Here is a 15,971-nt window from a genome sequence, read left to right as displayed (position 1 = left end):
GCAAGGGGATAGAAGGGTTTAGCACCTCGGGGTATTTCAGTTTTAAGGCAAAAGCCATTTCACGCGAGGCGTTTAACCTCTCATTCTTACTACCAAATAACACGAGACCTTAATCGCCTCGCGTGTCTGCAAAATTGTAAAACTCCTTACGAAACTATCGTAAGGGGATATTGGCGTTGCTCTGGTTTGCAATTGCCTTGCGTCGTCGCGCGAATAGGGAAATGATGGGGCACAATTTGATCCCATAAAGGACAGTCCAATGATTTGGAAAATCCCGCTGCTTGCGCTTCCCCTTCTCATTTACAATCTGGTGGCGTTCGACATTGTTGGCGACAAGGCGAACGGATGGGCCTCGCCGGTAATGTCTTTGGACATGGTTTCGGGGGCTGTGTGGACCCTAAGCGTTGGCGATTTGCTGGTGGTGTTGGCGCTAGCGCTTTTGTTTGTTGAGGTGCTCAAGTCCACCAAAGTGGGTAGCGCATCGATTGTTGATCATATGCTTTCAACCCTTGTCTTCATTGCCTATCTGGTTGAATTCTTGCTGGTGCCTGCGGCGGCCACCTCCTTGTTCTTTACTTGCATGGCCATGTCGCTGGTGGATTTGGTTGCAGGCTTTTCGGTTTCCATTCGGTCTGCGTCACGCGACGTTAATTTTGGCGGCCACTAGGAGTTTGCATGAATTATCGCATTGAAACCGATTCAATGGGCGAGATTGAAGTGCCCGCCAATGCCTATTATGGGGCGCAAACCGCCCGCTCTATGATGAACTTTAAAATTGGTATCGAGCAGATGCCAATTGAGGTGATCCAAGCCTTCGGGGTGCTCAAAAAGGCGGCGGCATTGACCAATTATGAATTGGGTAATCTTGAGGGTGAAATCAAGGATTTTATTTGCGCGGCTGCCGACGAGGTGATCGCGGGCAAGCTTGACCAGCATTTTCCGTTGGTGGTGTGGCAAACCGGGTCTGGCACCCAATCGAACATGAATGTGAATGAGGTTATTTCAAACCGTGCCATTGAAATGGCGGGCGGTGAGATGGGATCAAAAGCCCCAGTGCATCCCAATGATCATGTGAATAAGTCACAAAGTTCAAACGATACGTTTCCCACCGCCATGCATATTGCTGGGGTTACGATGATCGAGCGCCAGCTTATCCCCGCCATCACAGATTTACGCAATGTGCTTGATCAAAAGGCCAAAGATTCTTCAGACATCGTGAAAATCGGCCGCACGCATTTGCAGGACGCAACGCCCTTGACCCTGGGGCAAGAGATGAGCGGTTGGGTGGCGCAACTTGATTTGGCGCTTGAAGCGATTAAGGCGACCTTGGGGCAAATGCACCAATTGGCGCTTGGTGGCACAGCGGTTGGTACAGGGTTAAACACCCATCCGGATTATGCGCCAAAAGTGGCAGCAAAAATCGCTGAACTGACAGGTTTGGATTTCAAAACAGCAGATAATAAATTTGCCTATTTGGCCGCGCATGATGGGCTTGTGGGCACCCATGGGGCGCTCAAACAATTGGCTGTGGCCTGCATGAAAATTGCCAATGATGTGCGTTGGCTCGCCTCTGGTCCTCGTTGCGGGCTTGGCGAGTTGAGCTTGCCCGAAAATGAGCCGGGTTCGTCGATTATGCCGGGCAAAGTGAACCCCACCCAGTGTGAAGCGCTAACAATGGTGTGTGTGCAGGTGATGGGCAATGACGCGGCGATGGGGATTGCGGGCAGTCAGGGCAATTTTGAACTAAATGTCTATAAGCCCCTAATGGCCTATAATCTTATTCAATCGGTGCGTTTGCTCGCTGATGCGGCGCAAAGCTTTACCAAAAATTGCGCGGTTGGCATTGAGCCAAACCGCGATAAGATTAGCGATCACTTGAACAATTCATTGATGTTGGTAACAGCGCTTAACCCCCACATTGGTTATGACAATGCGGCAAAAATTGCCAAACATGCCCATAAAAAGGGTCAGACGTTGCGCGAAGCAGCGATTGAACTTGGGATGATGAGCGGCGAAGCGTTTGATGCGGCGATAAAGCCCAATGAGATGGTTGGGCCGAAGGCTTGATGTTCGTCTTAAGCGCTTAGCGTGCGCAAATAGCCCATGGGCATGCGGATGATTTTGCGTTGGTTGTTCTGCTCATAAGCCGTCTGCGCTTCACCAACACTGGCACGGCGCTTTGCGCGAAACATGGGGGCGTTGGTTTTGCCCGCAATCACCTGGGCAACAAAGGACGCGTCTGGGCGATAATTGGCATTTGAAAACCGACGACGGGGCGCTGGCTCCAAAACCAAAGGAAGGTTTTGTGCCGAATTGGGTCGAGATGTGCCGTTTTGGTCGTAACTCATGACGCGCTCCGTTAAAAACAGCGAGCCATGTTTCATTTTGGTACAGAATTGGTGGCTCACACCCATATTATTGCAATGAGCGTGCCAATTATAAAGGATTTGTTAACTTTTAACCCCAGAATTGGGGCGATATGGTTAAAATTGGTCTTTAGCCTTCCGCAAGGCGGCAAAGGTTGCGACAGGGTCAGAACCGTCAAGTCCAAGCGCATGAGCGATCCCTATTTGATCTGCGCGCAAGAACGGATTGGTCAGCTTTTCGTTACCTAGCGTTGTGGGCAGTGTTGGGCGGCCATTGTCGATTTGAGTTTGGGCCTGTTCGATCCGGGCCAGAAGCGCCTTGTTGGTGTGGTCGATGGTTTGGGCAAATGCGCCGTTCGATAGCGTATATTCGTGACCGCAATAAAGTTGGGTGGCGTCTGGCAATTCGCGTAGGCGCTTTAAACCAGCCCACATTTGGTCCGGCGGCCCATCAAACATGCGCCCACAGCCCAAAGAGAAGAGCGCATCGCCCGCAAAAAGCGTAGGCTGCTCAACAAGGAAATAGGCAATATGGCCAAATGTATGCCCGGGGGTGGCAATGACGTTAAGATGGCCATCGCCAAATTCAAGCATGGCGCCGGGTTCTACCTCCATATCCAATTGACCGATTTGTTCCGCTTCGGCTTTGGGGCCATAAATGGTTAAATCAAAATGCTCACGCAAAGGGGCAATACCATCCACATGGTCCCAATGGTGGTGGGTGACGAAGACTTTGCTTGGGGTTAGCCCCAGTTCTTTGCACGCATTTAAGATGGGCGGGGCGTCGGGCGCGTCGATCAGCGCCACTTCGCCGGTCGTGGTGCATTCAAGGATTAGGGCAAAATTTGTTTCTAACGCTGGAATTTGATGGATTTTGAACATGCGTTTAAACCTAACCCTTGGTGTTGATGTTTGCGTTCTGAATTCTGACTTTAATAAAGCGAAAGATGAATGCATAGTGTGCCATGCTGCACCTAGCGCAAAAGTGAAAGTCATAATTGATGTTTGTCGCCATTGACGAATTGCTGCAATTCTATCGCTCACCGTTGGGGCGTATTTCACGCCGTCTGATCCAAGATGTGATTGCGCAAATGACGGATAGTGCGTCGGGGCATCGTGTGCTTGGGCTTGGGTATAGTGCGCCCTATTTGAAGCGGGTGACGCAGAATGCTGAACGGGTGTTGGCATTTATGCCGGCTCGACAGGGAGCGCAAGTTTGGCCAAAAGACGGGCCAAGTTGCACCGCTTTGGTTGATCCGCTTGAACTTCCATTGACCGACAGTGCGGTTGATTTGGTGATTGCCAATCATTTATTTGAGTTTGCGCGCGAACCAGAAGAATTGATGCAGGAACTATGGCGAATCACAGCGCCTGGTGCGCGGTTGGTCATTGTTGTGCCCCGTCGTAGAGGACTTTGGGCGCAGCGAGATAATACCCCGTTTGGGCACGGCCACCCATTTTCACGCAATCAATTGCACCGCTTGTTACAAGACCATTCTTTCACTCCAGAAATTTGGCGTGAAGCCCTCTATTTGCCGCCGAGCAATTTCGGCCCGCTTTTAAAGTCCGCACGCATTTTTGAGGGCTTGGGGCGATTCGCAGGTCCGGCCTTTGCTGGGGCGCTGGTTGTTCGGGCACGCAAGGAAATGTTTCCTGCGGTGCCACGAAAACGGCGTATTCGTCAGTTGGTGAAAATGCCAGAATTTGTGACCCAGCCGGCCTATCCAGCACAATCAAACAAGAACTAGGCTTAGCAATTGGTCAAAACCGTACGGATTGATGCTGGTTTGCTTTGCGCAAATGCTCTGCTGTCATTAAGGTGCGGCGCTGCGAATATAGTTCAACAAAAAACGAGCAGTAAAAGTGACAAACCGTCCTGAGGTTAATCCCTCCATATTGGAAATCGCTGCTTACGTACCTGGCAAGTCTAAAGCTGCGCCGGGTATTGAGCCGATTAAATTAAGTGCAAATGAAAGCCCGTTGGGCGCGAGCCCGAAGGCGCAAGAAGCCTATCGATATCATGCACATAATTTGGCGATTTATCCGGACGGTGCTGCGACCCAATTGCGTGAGGCGATTGGTGAAGTGCATGGGCTTGATCCCCAAAAAATTGGCGTTGGATCCGGGTCAGATGAATTGTTGCACCTGATCGCGCAGCTTTACCTTCAGCCCGGTGATGAAGCGGTGATGAGTCAGTTTGGGTTTCTGGTCTATCCAATTGTGACGCGCGGTGCAGGTGGCACCCCCATTTTTGCGGCTGAAACCGATTTGAAAACAGACGTAGATGCCATGTTGGGGGCGGTGACTGAAAAGACCAAGGTGGTTTATTTGGCGAACCCCAACAACCCAACGGGCAGCTATTTAACGGCTGACGAATTGGATCGGTTGCACGCGGGCTTGCCCAAAAATGTGCTGTTAGTGATCGACGCGGCCTATGCTGAATATGTGGATGCGGCGGACTATAAGTTGGGCATTGATCTGGTCGATGCGCATCAAAATGTGGTGGTTACCCGCACGTTCTCCAAGATCGGCTTGGCGAATTTGCGGGTGGGCTGGCTTTATGGGCCGGATCATTTCATGGATGGGTTCAACCGATTGCGCGGTCCGTTCAATGTGAATGGGGCAGCCATGAAAGCTGCGGAAGCTGCGGTGCGCGATGTTGAGTTCACCGCGCAGTTGAAGGCGCACAACAAGCGATTACGCAGCCTGTTGGAGGCGGAGTTGCAGTCCAATTGGTATCGTACGCGGCCAAGCCAAGGTAATTTTGTGTTGACCGAATTCTCCGAGGAACCCGGCCATACGGCAAAGGACGCTTTTGAAGCGTTGTTGCAAGAGGGCTTGGTGGTGCGTGAAATGGCATCTTATGGATTGCCAAACGCGTTACGGATTTCCATCGGTCATGAAAAAGATATGAAAAAACTCATGCAGGTGCTGCAGAGTTTGAACTAAGAATTGAAAATTAAATGTTTGAAAAAATCGCATTAATTGGGATTGGGCTTATTGGCTCATCCATCGCGCGCGCTATTAGAGAACAAAAGCTCGCGCCCCATGTTGCCATTTCAACCCGCTCACAAGTAACGCTTGATAAGGCTGAAGAATTGGGGCTGGGCGACAGCTATTCTGTTGATCCAACCGTTGTGGTCCAGGATGCAGACTTGGTGATCATTTGTGCACCTGTTGGTGCTTATGAAGCGATTGGTAAAGCCATCGCCTCACATTTGAAGCCGGGTGCAATTGTGTCGGATGTGGGCTCAGTAAAAGAACATGTGGTTAAAGCGCTACAGCCGCATTTGCCGGATAATGTTCACTTTATTCCTGGTCACCCGATTTCGGGCACTGAGAATTCTGGTCCAGAAGCGGGCTTCGCTTCTTTGTTTGAAGGTAAATGGTGCATTTTGACCCCGGTTGAAGGCACTGACCAAACGGCCTTGGACAAATTGACCGCACTGTGGCGCGCATTTGGCAGCGACGTAGAAATCATGGACGCAAAGCACCATGATATGGTCCTAGCAATTACCAGCCACGTGCCGCATTTGATCGCTTACAACATTGTGGGCACGGCAGACCATTTGGAAAGCGTGACCAAATCTGAAGTGATCAAATTCTCGGCCGGTGGTTTTCGTGATTTCACGCGGATTGCAGCATCGGACCCTGTTATGTGGCGTGATGTCTTCCTCACCAACAAAGAAGCGGTGATGGAAATGCTTGGTCGGTTCTCTGAAGATTTATCGATGCTGCAACGTGCGGTGCGCTTTGGGGATGGGGAAATGCTTGAGGAGCTATTTACCCGCACCCGCAATATTCGCCGCTCGATCATTGATGCGGGGCAAGAAACGGATGCGCCAGATTTTGGCCGTCATGTGTCTACGCCCGAGGAAGCTGAAAAAGAGGCTTAGAACGCTGCGCAATATCTAAAATAGTGCTGGCACAAAAAAGAGGGGCGCGACGCCAATACTCACCGTGCCAGCGCTTGCTTGCCAAAGCGATTTATATTCACCATCTGCATTGGCCACACCAAAAATGGTTGGGGCTAACAATCCATAGGCTTGAGGGTCAAACAGTTCGACAAGGCCTTTGGATTGGGTGGTCACTTTGCCATTGAGTTGGCCTTGGGCGTCCAAGTTGAGTGTGCCATTTGCGGTGAAGCGCATATCTTTGGCGGAAAAATCAAGGGCATGAACAACCAGTTCGCCGTTGGCCATTTGCCATTGGCGCAGGATGTCTGGATATTGCCAGCTGTTGATGCCCCGGATTAAGTTGGTGGCCTCAAGTTCAATTGCCAGATTGGCGCTTTGCGTGGCCAAATCGATATGGTTGGCGTCGCTGATCCTAAAGAATGCTTGCAGGCCCGTGTCGGCATTTTGGGTGGCGATCAGGTGCGCTTCGATGGTCTTGGCATTGGCCAATTGAATGGGGGTGATTACCGTGTCCGACAATTTAAGGTCTTCGGCAATGGCCGAAATCCGTTCGATTTCCAAATTCCAATTTAGCCGGCCACTGATCTGCATGCTCGAAAATTCAAGTTCGCGTTCGCTGCCGTTAAAATCGTCTTTCCAAAATAGGGGGCCATCGGCAAAGGCAATAATGTGGGTGGGGCTATAGACCCGCACGGTTGCTTTGACGTTTTTGACGCTGATGTGCTGATCCCCATCGTCCACCGTGGTGTTGGCGCAGTACAGATCATAACGAAACGGGAACCCGGTAATCGAGCGATTGATGCATGAAATCTGAGGCTGTGCGCCAGCAGTTGCCAGCTGATCCAGCTCGTTGCCAAGGCGATTTGCGCCATAAAACCACGCGGCCGTGTAGGCAAGGCAGACGAGTAAAACGGTGATGATCAGTACTTTGAATTTGGTCATAAAAACGGTCTAGCGTGGCTTTGGTTGCTTGTCACCCAAAATGGCATCTTGTGTTGTGAAATTCGGGTTGTTGCCGCTTGGCTTCTTGGGTCTTATAAGAACCTCAAGGTAGGTTCATTTCTGATGAAAATTATGGTCACATTATGAGTTATTGGGTGTTTGGCTATGGATCGCTGATTTGGCGCCCTGGCTTTGATTATGTGCAAGCGCAGCAAGGTTTGGTGCGCGGGTTGCATCGTCAATTGTGTGTTTATTCATTTACGCACCGCGGCACAGAAGAACACCCCGGTCTGGTGTTTGGGCTAGATCAAGGCGGCGCATGCCGTGGCATGGCGTTTGAAGTTGAACCTGGTATTTGGGATGAAACCCATGCCTATTTGCGTGAGCGTGAACAGGGCAATAATGTCTATAAGGAGAGTTGGCGCAAAATTGCTTTGGCCGATGGGCAAGTGGTTGAAGCGCTGACATTCGTCGCTGACAGAACACACCGCCAATATGCGGGGCGTTTGCCGCGTGAAGAGCAATTGCGATTGGTGCGCCAAGGTGTTGGTCATTCGGGTGAAAACCCGGAGTATGTGATCAATACTTATGCGCACCTAGCCGAGATGAACATCAAAGATGATGCTCTGAAATGGCTACATGATGCTTTGATGAAGGGTGATGAGGCCGCTTTATCTTAAGCGGCGTGGCGCTCCGGGTTTCGGTGAGCTGCCTCCAAATCCCAAATCATGGTCAAAGGGGGCATTTCATCATCTGCCAGCTCAAGCACATAAGCCTCTTGTGCCACGTGCACCGCTTTCAAAAAGGCGCGCCGGCTTTGCTCATCATGGATTAGGTTATCACCTGTGCCCACCCACAAAGCATCTTCGCCGCTATCGCTATGTTGGGACAAAAGGCAGAGCTGGTTGCCCGCCATGTTCATATCGGTCAAACTGGTTCTTTTGAGGGCGTAGACACGACCCGTACGGCCCTGCCAATCCACGAGTTGGTTGGAATTGGGTAGGCTCATTAGCCGAATTGCTTCTGACATTTTACATTCCCCGATTCTTAGCTATTCTTTCTAAGAAGAACAAAAATAGAACAAATAGCGCCATCTGTCAATGCGCCAATCGGCGTCCAACCACATATATGGGTTTGTAAGGGGTAGATGTCAATATATGGTGTATTTATCGACGATGGGCATCAATTCTGGCTTGCAGTGCTTTGTTGATCGGACGGGCAATTCCTTTGTCGATATCTTCCATCAGCATTTTCGTGGTTTCAGGTTCAATGCGCTCTTGGATGGTTTCGTGAAATGTATCTAAATCCAAACCAGAAGGGATGGGCTTTAAATATTTGGCGCGAGCGGTGCCGGGCCACAGGATGAGCGAATTGCGCGGCCAATAAAGCCCAGACGTTAGGGCGACAGGCACAACGGGCACATCAAGTGCTTCATACATTTTGGCGAGGCCCCATTTGTACTTGGGCTCATCCAGTGGTGGACGGCGTGTGCCTTCGGGGTAGATCACCACCCGGCAGTCTCGCGCAATGGCTTCTTTGCCTTGGGTGATCATTTGGGGCAAAGCAGCGCCGCCATTTTTGCGGTCAATCCTAATGGTGTGAAAGTTTTGCATACACCAGCCAAAGAAAGGAATATCCAAGAGTTCCTTCTTGGAGATGAAGGTTGGCCGCCCCTTGGTCGCAGGCAAGAGCGCAAAAATGTCCCAGTCTGACATATGTTTGGAAGCAATGATAAAAGGGCCATCTGGCAGATTCTCTTGCCCAGTGATTTGGGTTTTGATGCCAACCACCCAGCGCAACAAAAACAGATTGCCCACATACCAGGCTTTGACCACCCACCAGCCGGTCATCTTAGGGCCGAACAGCGAATAGATGCCGAACGGAATGGCAAGCACTGCAGTATAGCCGATAAATAGCGCGTAAAAAATCATCGAGCGGATGGCTTGGATAATCATTAAGTGGGCCTTTGATTAGGGAGCGATTTGAGCCAAAAAGCGGTGCACAGTGACCCGAGACGTAATTGCGGTCAATATAGCAATAGTGACCACCACTAGAATTAGTCCAAACAGACCCAGCCACCCTAGGGTGAATTGGCCAAATAGCAATTCAACTTGTGTGGCGCTCTGGTTCGGCAAAATCGCGCTGGTGATGGTGCTTGCGACAAAAAAGAACACAATGGCCATTGCGCCACCCGCTGCGCCACCCTGCATGCCGATGGCCAAAAACCGTTCTTGAAAGGCGCCCGCGATATAGGTGTCTGAGGCACCTATAAAGTGCAAGACGTCGACGATTTCTCGGTTGCTTGCCATGGCGCCGGCTGTTGCAAAAACAATGGCAAGAACTGTGGCGGTGAGGATGAGTATAAGCGCCAGCGCGCCGGAAAGCACCACGGTGCCTGCCATGGCGTTGAGTTGTTGTTGCCACAATTCGTGGGTGTCTAAACTGGCCTCGGGGATCGCGTCTGTAATTTTTGCCTTTAAGGCCTCAAGGTCAAATTTTGCTGGGTCAGCCAGCTGCACAACAACCAAACGGGGCACATCAAAAGCGCTAATGTCAAACTGTTCACCAAGCCAAGGGCTAAGCAGTTCTTCGCTGTCTTTGATCGTCAATTCAAATGCGCGGGCGACACCGGGTGATTGCTCAGAAAGGCTGATTGCTGTGCGGATATCGGACAACATTTGCTCGTCTTCAACCTGCTGCAATTGAATGGTGAGTTCGCGCCCCACTTCAGACGACCATGCAAGGGTTGAATTTTGCACCAAAAATACAGCGCCAAAGGTCACGCAACTCAAAAAGGTCATGATGGCAACAAGCAATGCCAAGGTGCGCCCGGCAATGGACTGAATTGGAACAATGGGAAACGGGGTTTTAGGCTTGGGCAAAAATTGACTAATTAGAGACATTGATGCCTCCATCTTTGAGTTGCAAACGCGGGAACTTGAACTTGTTGAGCAAATGCAATTCGTGGCTGGCCAAAATAATGGTTGTACCCATGCGATTGAGTTCGACAAAAAGATGCAACAAGCGCTCAGATAACTCCGGGTCCACGTTGCCGGTAGGTTCATCTGCCAACAAGAGATCCGGCTTTGCGATTACGGCGCGGGCGATGGCGGCGCGTTGTTTTTCACCGCCAGACAAAAGCTCAGGGCGCACATGCATTTGATGGCCTAAACCAACCCAGTCGAGCAATTCTTCAACGTTGGATTTATAAGAGCTTTCTGGCTCACCGCGAACCACCAAGGGCAAGGCCACATTTTGAAATGTGGTCAAATGGTCGAGCAGGCGAAATTCTTGGAACACAATGCCAATATGCTGTCGCATTTGCATCAGCTCGGCTTTGCTCAAATTTGTGGTGCTATTGCCAAACATTTCCATCTCACCTGCGGTGGGGCGCATGGAGAGCAACAATAGGCGCAAAAGCGAGGTTTTGCCTGAACCTGAAGGGCCGGTGAGAAAATGAAATGACCCCGGATCAATGTTGAAATTGAGGTTCTTTAAGATCTCTGGCCCGGCCCCATAATGAAGCCCGACATTTTTAAACTTAATCAAGACCTGCTCCCGAATCACTATTTGGAAACCATATTATCAGCGATGCACAATTTGGCGCTTATTCGTTGTCCGTTTTTTCGGAGTGTTAACATAATCAGCGTTACATTTGGGGCGGAAGTTATGCATCGGTTCGCACTAAATGATAATTGTATGTCCAAATTGCAGCACGCGATATGAAGTTGCCGCGCAAGCGATCGGCGATCATGGCCGATCTGTGCAATGCGCCAACTGTCAGCGCTCTTGGCATGCGCAAGCCCTTGTAGAGGACGACTTTGGTGCCCTTTTGGGTGATGCTCTGAATGAGCCACCAAAAGAGAAAAAACCCAAGGCAAAAAAAACAACGCCCGCTGATGAAGACGAAATGGATGTGGCGTTTTCAGCTGAAGAAGACAATGCAGCATTAGATAAGGGTGATGATTCGAATCGCATAGGCGATTTTGAATTGCCCGACGATGATGACCCATTTGGCAATGATGACGATGGCTCCATGAGCGCCCGCACGGCCGTGGGAAGCGCCATTGATGCGGCGCAAGACGTGATGAATGCGATCAATGAGGACAATGAAGTTGAGTTGTCCTCATATGCGGCGCGGCGGCGCCAGCAGATTGAGCGGATGAAGCGCTCGCGGCGAATTGCAAAGCGGCGACGGGAAATTGCCCGCGCTTTGCCCATGGCTAAATTGCGCCGTAACATCAGTTTTGGGGCGCTTGGCGTCTCCTTGTTGTTTATTGCTGTGCTGTTTGGATTTAGTACCCGCATTGTTCAATTCTACCCCGATATGGCGGGCTTTTATCGATTGTTTGGCCAGTCGATTAATGTGGTGGGGCTTGAATTTGCGGATGTGAAAACCGATCGCGTTTGGAGCGACGGGCACGAAGTGCTGACGGTGCGCGCAAAAATTGAAAATGTAACCGAGCGCATGATCTATTTGCCGCCAATTCGTGTGGCGCTGCTCGATGAGAATTCGAGCGTGATTTATGAGTGGAACACCACCCCGGGATTGGCCGTGCTTGAGGCAGGTGGGTTGTTTGATTTTAAAGCAGAACTGTCGTCACCACCAAACGATGTGCGGCGGGTAAAACTAAAATTCTTGGATTGGCAAAATGACACGTCAAAACCGTCTATGCTCAACCAAGTCAGTGCAGGAGAGTAGCGCAATGGCAAAGATTTTATTGGCAGAGGACGACCCCAGCGTTCGTGGTTTTGTGAGCCGCGCTTTGGAAATGGACGGCCATGATGTCACTGTGACCGAAGATGGTGGCTTGGCCGCAGAAGCGGTGCTTGAGCATGAAGGCAATTTCGATTTGCTGCTTTCAGACATCAAAATGCCGGTGATGGACGGGATTGCCTTGTCCCTTAGCGTTGCGGCACAATATCCAGACATTACGATCCTCTTGATGACCGGTTTTGCCGATCAGCGTGAACGGGCACATGGGCTTGATGCTTTGGTGCATGATGTGGTGCCAAAACCGTTTACCCTCGCCGATATTCGCGCCAAAGTGGCCGAAGCGCTCGCAGGTGGTGAAGTGGTGAAAGAAACGTTGGCGAAGAAGTTCGGGGCGTAAGTCTGCATCGGCAGCACCAAAGGACTTACAAGAATCAAAACTGTTTGCTAGATTTTGGTGCGGCCCGACCCGTGCCACCTCCCTCCATCCGGGAAAGTATTTTGCATATGGGGTATATTGTTTCTCAAATCTTATAGTTGGGGCATTCGCATAAGGGGGGAAATGCGTAATTGGTCCGCAATTATGAGGTTTTGAAATGAAACTTTCTGCACCCATTCATCAATTAAAACGCCAAGCGAAACTGCTCGCTCGCCAAGATAATATTGCCCTTCATCAGGCGCTTGACAGAGTTGCTGCATCTGAAGGGTTCGGCGGCTGGAGTTTGCTGATCTCTAAATCCAACAACATTTGTGCAGCGGAAAACTTTGCGAAAAGCTTAGAGCCCGCTGACATGGTGTTGCTCGGTGGTAGGCCCGGACATGGCAAAACTGTAACCAGTTTGGAAATCGCATTTGCCAAACTGGCGGCCGGGCAAGACGCCTATTTCTTTACGCTTGAGTATCACGCCAGAGAGTTGAATGCGCAGCTAGTTGAAATGGGTTTTGGTGAACTGATGTCTGACGCAAAGCTGGTTGTTGATACATCAGATGAAATTTGCGCAGAATATATTGTTCGCCGCATGGATGGAGCGAAAACTGGCTCGGTTGCTGTGATCGATTATCTGCAAATCCTTGATCAGCGCCGCACAACGCCTACGCTGGACGCCCAGCTAAGGCAACTGCATAGCTTTGCTCGCCAAAACGGCGTGACCCTCTTGCTTATCTCGCAAGTTGACCGGTCGTTTGAACAGTCAGGAAAGGCCTTTCCAGAATTATCTGATATTAGGCAACCAAACCCAATCGACTTAGACCTGTTTAACAAAGCCTGCTTTGTGCACGATAAACAGATGCGCTGGAACAAAGCGGCCTAGGAAAACCGGGTGAGCGGGGGCAGATGCCCCGCTTCCCTATTCCAACCAATCCGGTATGCTGTCTAAATCAATCAGCGCGTCCAAGTTTTGGCGCTCGCGGATCACGTGGTAACGGTCGCCGTCAACCAGCACTTCGGCGCATAAAGGCCGCGTGTTATAGGTGCCGGACATGACCGCGCCATAAGCGCCGGCGCTCATGATGGCGATATAGTCGCCCTCTTTGACTTCTGGCAACCTGCGGTTGCGGGCAAGATAGTCGCCTGTTTCGCAAACGGGGCCAACGATATCACCACGCTTTTCTTGCAACTGATGGTCTTCAATCAGCGGCATAGTTTCGTGATAGGCTTCGTACAATGTGGGGCGGATCATATCGTTCATGCCCGCATCGACAATGATGAACCTGCGTTCTGCGCCTTCTTTGACATATTCAACTTTGGTGACGAAAATGCCTGCGTTGCCCGCAATCATGCGGCCCGGTTCAAGCACCAATTCACAACCCAAATCCTTGACGTTTTTGAACACCACTTGAGCATAAGCCATTGGATCTGGCGGCACGTCGTTTGAGCTGGAATAGGAAATGCCCAAGCCGCCGCCTACATCAACGTGGCGGATGTTGTGGCCTTCTTGGCGCAATTCGCCCACAAGTTCGGCAAGCAGTTTGAATGCATTATCAAACGGTTCAAGCTCGGTGATTTGAGATCCGATGTGCATGTCGATGCCGGTGGCGTCTAAGTGTTCGAGTTCTGCGATGCGTTTGTAAACCGCGCTGGCGCGTTCAAACGGAATGCCGAATTTGTTTTCCGCTTTGCCGGTTGAAATTTTGGCGTGTGTTTTGGCGTCCACATTTGGGTTGATGCGCACGGAAACGGGTGCGATTTTGCCCATGGCTTTGGCCACCTCATTGAGGCGCTCAAGTTCTGGTTCGCTCTCCGCGTTAAAGCATTTAATGCCCGCTTCTAGCCCCAGTTCCATCTCTGCGCGGGTTTTCGCCACGCCGGAAAAAACGATTTTGCTGGCGGGAATACCCGCTTTAAGCGCGCGTTTGAGTTCACCCAGGGAAACCACATCTGCACCTGCGCCCATTTTGGCGACAAGTTTGAGCATGGCTTGGTTCGAGTTGGCTTTCATGGCGTAGGCAACCAGCGTGTCGACGCCCTTAAAGGCTTCCTGCATCACTTTGATATGGCGGGTGAAAGTGGCGGTTGAATAAACATAAAATGGCGTGCCCACGTCGCCTGCCAATTCGGTCAGGTCAACGTCTTCGGCGTGCAGTTTGCCGTTGTGATATTGGAAGTGATGAACCATTGTCTATTCTTCTTCGCCTGCAGCCAATTGTTCACGCCAGCGCGCAACTTGGGCGCGCACATTGTTTGGCGCGGTGCCGCCATAGGAGGTGCGCGATTTCACGGAGTTTTCAACGCTTAGAACTTTGAACACGCGGCTGTCGATACGTTCATCAACTTGCTTGAAATCCTCAATGGTCAGGGCATCAAGGTCGCAGCCTTTTTTCTCAGCCAGCGCCACAGCAGACCCGGTGATATGGTGCGCGTCGCGGAACGGTACATTGGCTTCGCGGACCAGCCAATCGGCCAAATCAGTGGCGGTTGAAAAGCCAGAACCTGCCGCTTCACGCATGGCGTCACGGTTGACTTTGAGATCGTTGATCATGCCGGTCATTGCGGCAAGCGCTAGGCCCAAACTGTCAAACGCATCGAAGGCGACTTCTTTGTCTTCTTGCATGTCTTTGGAATAGGCGAGGGGTAGGCCTTTCATCACGATCATCAGCGAAGTGAGTGCGCCCATGATGCGGCCAATTTTGGCGCGGATTAGTTCAGCAGCGTCTGGGTTGCGCTTTTGCGGCATGATCGAAGAACCGGTTGAGAACTTATCGGACAGGGTCACGAACTTAAATTGAGCGGTTGACCAGATCACCAATTCTTCGGAAAGGCGGGACAAATGCATTGCGCAAATTGAAGCACAGCTTAGGGCTTCAAGCACAAAGTCACGGTCGGCTACTGCGTCCAAAGAATTGGCGGTTGGGCGTTCAAAACCAAGCGCTGTTGCAGTCATGTTCCGATCAATGGGGAACGAGGTGCCCGCCAAAGCTGCGGCGCCCAATGGGCATTCGTTTAAGCGTTTGCGGGCGCCATGAAAGCGCGATGCGTCGCGGCCCAGCATTTCCACATAGGCCATCATGTGGTGGCCAAAGGTGACAGGCTGTGCGCTTTGTAGGTGCGTAAAGCCAGGCATGACTGTGTCAGCTTCTTGTTCGGCGCGGTTGATCAATTCCAATTGCAGGGTTTTGATCTGGGTGATGAACATATCAATGGTGTCGCGCACATAGAGTTTGAAGTCTGTCGCCACTTGGTCATTGCGTGAGCGGCCTGTGTGCAAGCGACCCGCAGGTTCGCCGATCAGGTCTTTCAAACGTGCTTCCACATTCATGTGAATGTCTTCAAGCGCACGCGAAAAAGTGAACGATCCGCTATCGATTTCTGATTGGACCTGATCTAGACCTTTAACGATTGCATCCTTATCTTCACTTGTAAGGATGCCCGCGGCAGCGAGCATTGTGGCATGGGCTTTTGAGCCTTCTATATCTTGTTTATAGAAGCGCTTGTCGAAATCGATGGAGGCGTTTATTTCCTCCATGATGGCGTCTGGCCCAGAAGCGAACCGGCCGCCCCACATTTGATTGCTCATACTGACCTCTCTTTAGGAG

Annotated in this window: 18 protein-coding genes; 9 read left to right on the top strand and 9 right to left on the bottom strand. The window is 51.0% G+C overall.

From position 1 onward, the window contains the following. Positions 1-259: 259 nt before the first annotated feature. Both O4H47_RS16685 and fumC read left to right on the top strand, forming a co-directional pair. Positions 260-667 (top strand): hypothetical protein, encoded by a 408-nt coding sequence (locus tag O4H47_RS16685; protein ID WP_269395147.1) that lies wholly within the window; start codon positions 260-262, stop codon positions 665-667. An 8-nt stretch (positions 668-675) separates the two neighbouring features. Continuing rightward, on the top strand, positions 676-2,067 hold the full coding sequence (fumC, locus tag O4H47_RS16680; protein WP_269395146.1) for a class II fumarate hydratase: 1,392 nt from the start codon (positions 676-678) through the stop codon (positions 2,065-2,067). Positions 2,068-2,075: 8 nt separating this feature from the next. On the opposite strand, the gene O4H47_RS16675 is transcribed toward fumC, so the two are convergent. Next, positions 2,076-2,348, bottom strand: coding sequence for a hypothetical protein (locus O4H47_RS16675; protein ID WP_269395145.1), 273 nt, complete (start codon positions 2,346-2,348; stop codon positions 2,076-2,078). A gap of 135 nt (positions 2,349-2,483) precedes the next feature. Next, the gene (gene gloB, locus O4H47_RS16670) at positions 2,484-3,248 is read right to left on the bottom strand and encodes a hydroxyacylglutathione hydrolase (protein ID WP_269395144.1); all 765 of its coding nucleotides are present in this window, start codon (positions 3,246-3,248) and stop codon (positions 2,484-2,486) included. A gap of 119 nt (positions 3,249-3,367) precedes the next feature. On the opposite strand from gloB, the gene O4H47_RS16665 reads away from it, so the two are divergent. The 3 genes from O4H47_RS16665 (at position 3,368) to O4H47_RS16655 (ending at position 6,262) form a co-directional block, all read left to right on the top strand. After that, entirely contained in the window at positions 3,368-4,114 is a 747-nt protein-coding gene (locus O4H47_RS16665) for a class I SAM-dependent methyltransferase (RefSeq protein ID WP_269395143.1), read from the top strand. A gap of 115 nt (positions 4,115-4,229) precedes the next feature. After that, positions 4,230-5,315: a histidinol-phosphate transaminase gene (gene hisC / locus O4H47_RS16660; RefSeq protein ID WP_269395142.1), complete on the top strand. Its 1,086-nt coding sequence runs from the start codon at positions 4,230-4,232 to the stop codon at positions 5,313-5,315. Positions 5,316-5,329: 14 nt separating this feature from the next. Continuing rightward, positions 5,330-6,262, top strand: a complete 933-nt coding sequence (locus O4H47_RS16655; protein WP_269395141.1) for a prephenate/arogenate dehydrogenase family protein — start codon at positions 5,330-5,332, stop codon at positions 6,260-6,262. A gap of 15 nt (positions 6,263-6,277) precedes the next feature. On the opposite strand, the gene O4H47_RS16650 is transcribed toward O4H47_RS16655, so the two are convergent. Further along, entirely contained in the window at positions 6,278-7,225 is a 948-nt protein-coding gene (locus O4H47_RS16650) for a DUF2125 domain-containing protein (RefSeq protein WP_269395140.1), read from the bottom strand. A gap of 143 nt (positions 7,226-7,368) precedes the next feature. On the opposite strand from O4H47_RS16650, the gene O4H47_RS16645 reads away from it, so the two are divergent. Further along, entirely contained in the window at positions 7,369-7,905 is a 537-nt protein-coding gene (locus O4H47_RS16645) for a gamma-glutamylcyclotransferase (RefSeq protein WP_269395139.1), read from the top strand. Here the strand turns inward: O4H47_RS16645 and O4H47_RS16640 are convergent. The 4 genes from O4H47_RS16640 to ftsE form a co-directional block, all read right to left on the bottom strand. Continuing rightward, positions 7,902-8,255, bottom strand: a complete 354-nt coding sequence (locus O4H47_RS16640; protein ID WP_269395138.1) for a hypothetical protein — start codon at positions 8,253-8,255, stop codon at positions 7,902-7,904. The genes O4H47_RS16645 and O4H47_RS16640 overlap by 4 nt on opposite strands. 136 nt (positions 8,256-8,391) lie before the next feature. Next, on the bottom strand, positions 8,392-9,180 hold the full coding sequence (locus tag O4H47_RS16635) for a lysophospholipid acyltransferase family protein (RefSeq protein WP_269395137.1): 789 nt from the start codon (positions 9,178-9,180) through the stop codon (positions 8,392-8,394). Positions 9,181-9,195: 15 nt separating this feature from the next. Then, complete coding sequence (locus tag O4H47_RS16630) at positions 9,196-10,128, bottom strand: cell division protein FtsX (RefSeq protein ID WP_269395136.1); 933 nt, start codon at positions 10,126-10,128, stop codon at positions 9,196-9,198. Then, entirely contained in the window at positions 10,115-10,774 is a 660-nt protein-coding gene (gene ftsE, locus O4H47_RS16625; protein WP_269395135.1) for a cell division ATP-binding protein FtsE, read from the bottom strand. Before ftsE ends, O4H47_RS16630 begins: the two co-directional genes overlap by 14 nt. Positions 10,775-10,913: 139 nt before the next feature. Here ftsE and O4H47_RS16620 point away from each other — a divergent pair, with 139 nt between their 5' ends. The 3 genes from O4H47_RS16620 (at position 10,914) to O4H47_RS16610 (ending at position 13,249) form a co-directional block, all read left to right on the top strand. Next, complete coding sequence (locus tag O4H47_RS16620; protein WP_269395134.1) at positions 10,914-11,927, top strand: zinc-ribbon domain-containing protein; 1,014 nt, start codon at positions 10,914-10,916, stop codon at positions 11,925-11,927. Positions 11,928-11,931: 4 nt separating this feature from the next. Further along, positions 11,932-12,339: a response regulator gene (locus tag O4H47_RS16615; RefSeq protein ID WP_269395133.1), complete on the top strand. Its 408-nt coding sequence runs from the start codon at positions 11,932-11,934 to the stop codon at positions 12,337-12,339. 196 nt (positions 12,340-12,535) lie between these two features. Then, positions 12,536-13,249 (top strand): DNA helicase, encoded by a 714-nt coding sequence (locus O4H47_RS16610; RefSeq protein ID WP_269395132.1) that lies wholly within the window; start codon positions 12,536-12,538, stop codon positions 13,247-13,249. A 36-nt stretch (positions 13,250-13,285) separates the two neighbouring features. Here the strand turns inward: O4H47_RS16610 and lysA are convergent, their stop codons facing one another. Continuing rightward, entirely contained in the window at positions 13,286-14,554 is a 1,269-nt protein-coding gene (gene lysA / locus O4H47_RS16605; RefSeq protein WP_269395131.1) for a diaminopimelate decarboxylase, read from the bottom strand. 3 nt (positions 14,555-14,557) lie between these two features. Continuing rightward, the gene (gene argH / locus O4H47_RS16600; RefSeq protein ID WP_269395130.1) at positions 14,558-15,952 is read right to left on the bottom strand and encodes an argininosuccinate lyase; all 1,395 of its coding nucleotides are present in this window, start codon (positions 15,950-15,952) and stop codon (positions 14,558-14,560) included. Positions 15,953-15,971 lie beyond the last annotated feature (19 nt).

It is taken from the genome of Maritalea porphyrae (assembly GCF_027213965.1).
Lineage (GTDB): Bacteria > Pseudomonadota > Alphaproteobacteria > Rhizobiales > Devosiaceae > Maritalea > Maritalea porphyrae_A.
Note: the sequence above shows the minus strand (reverse complement) of the source record. Positions and strands in the feature narration are given on the sequence as shown.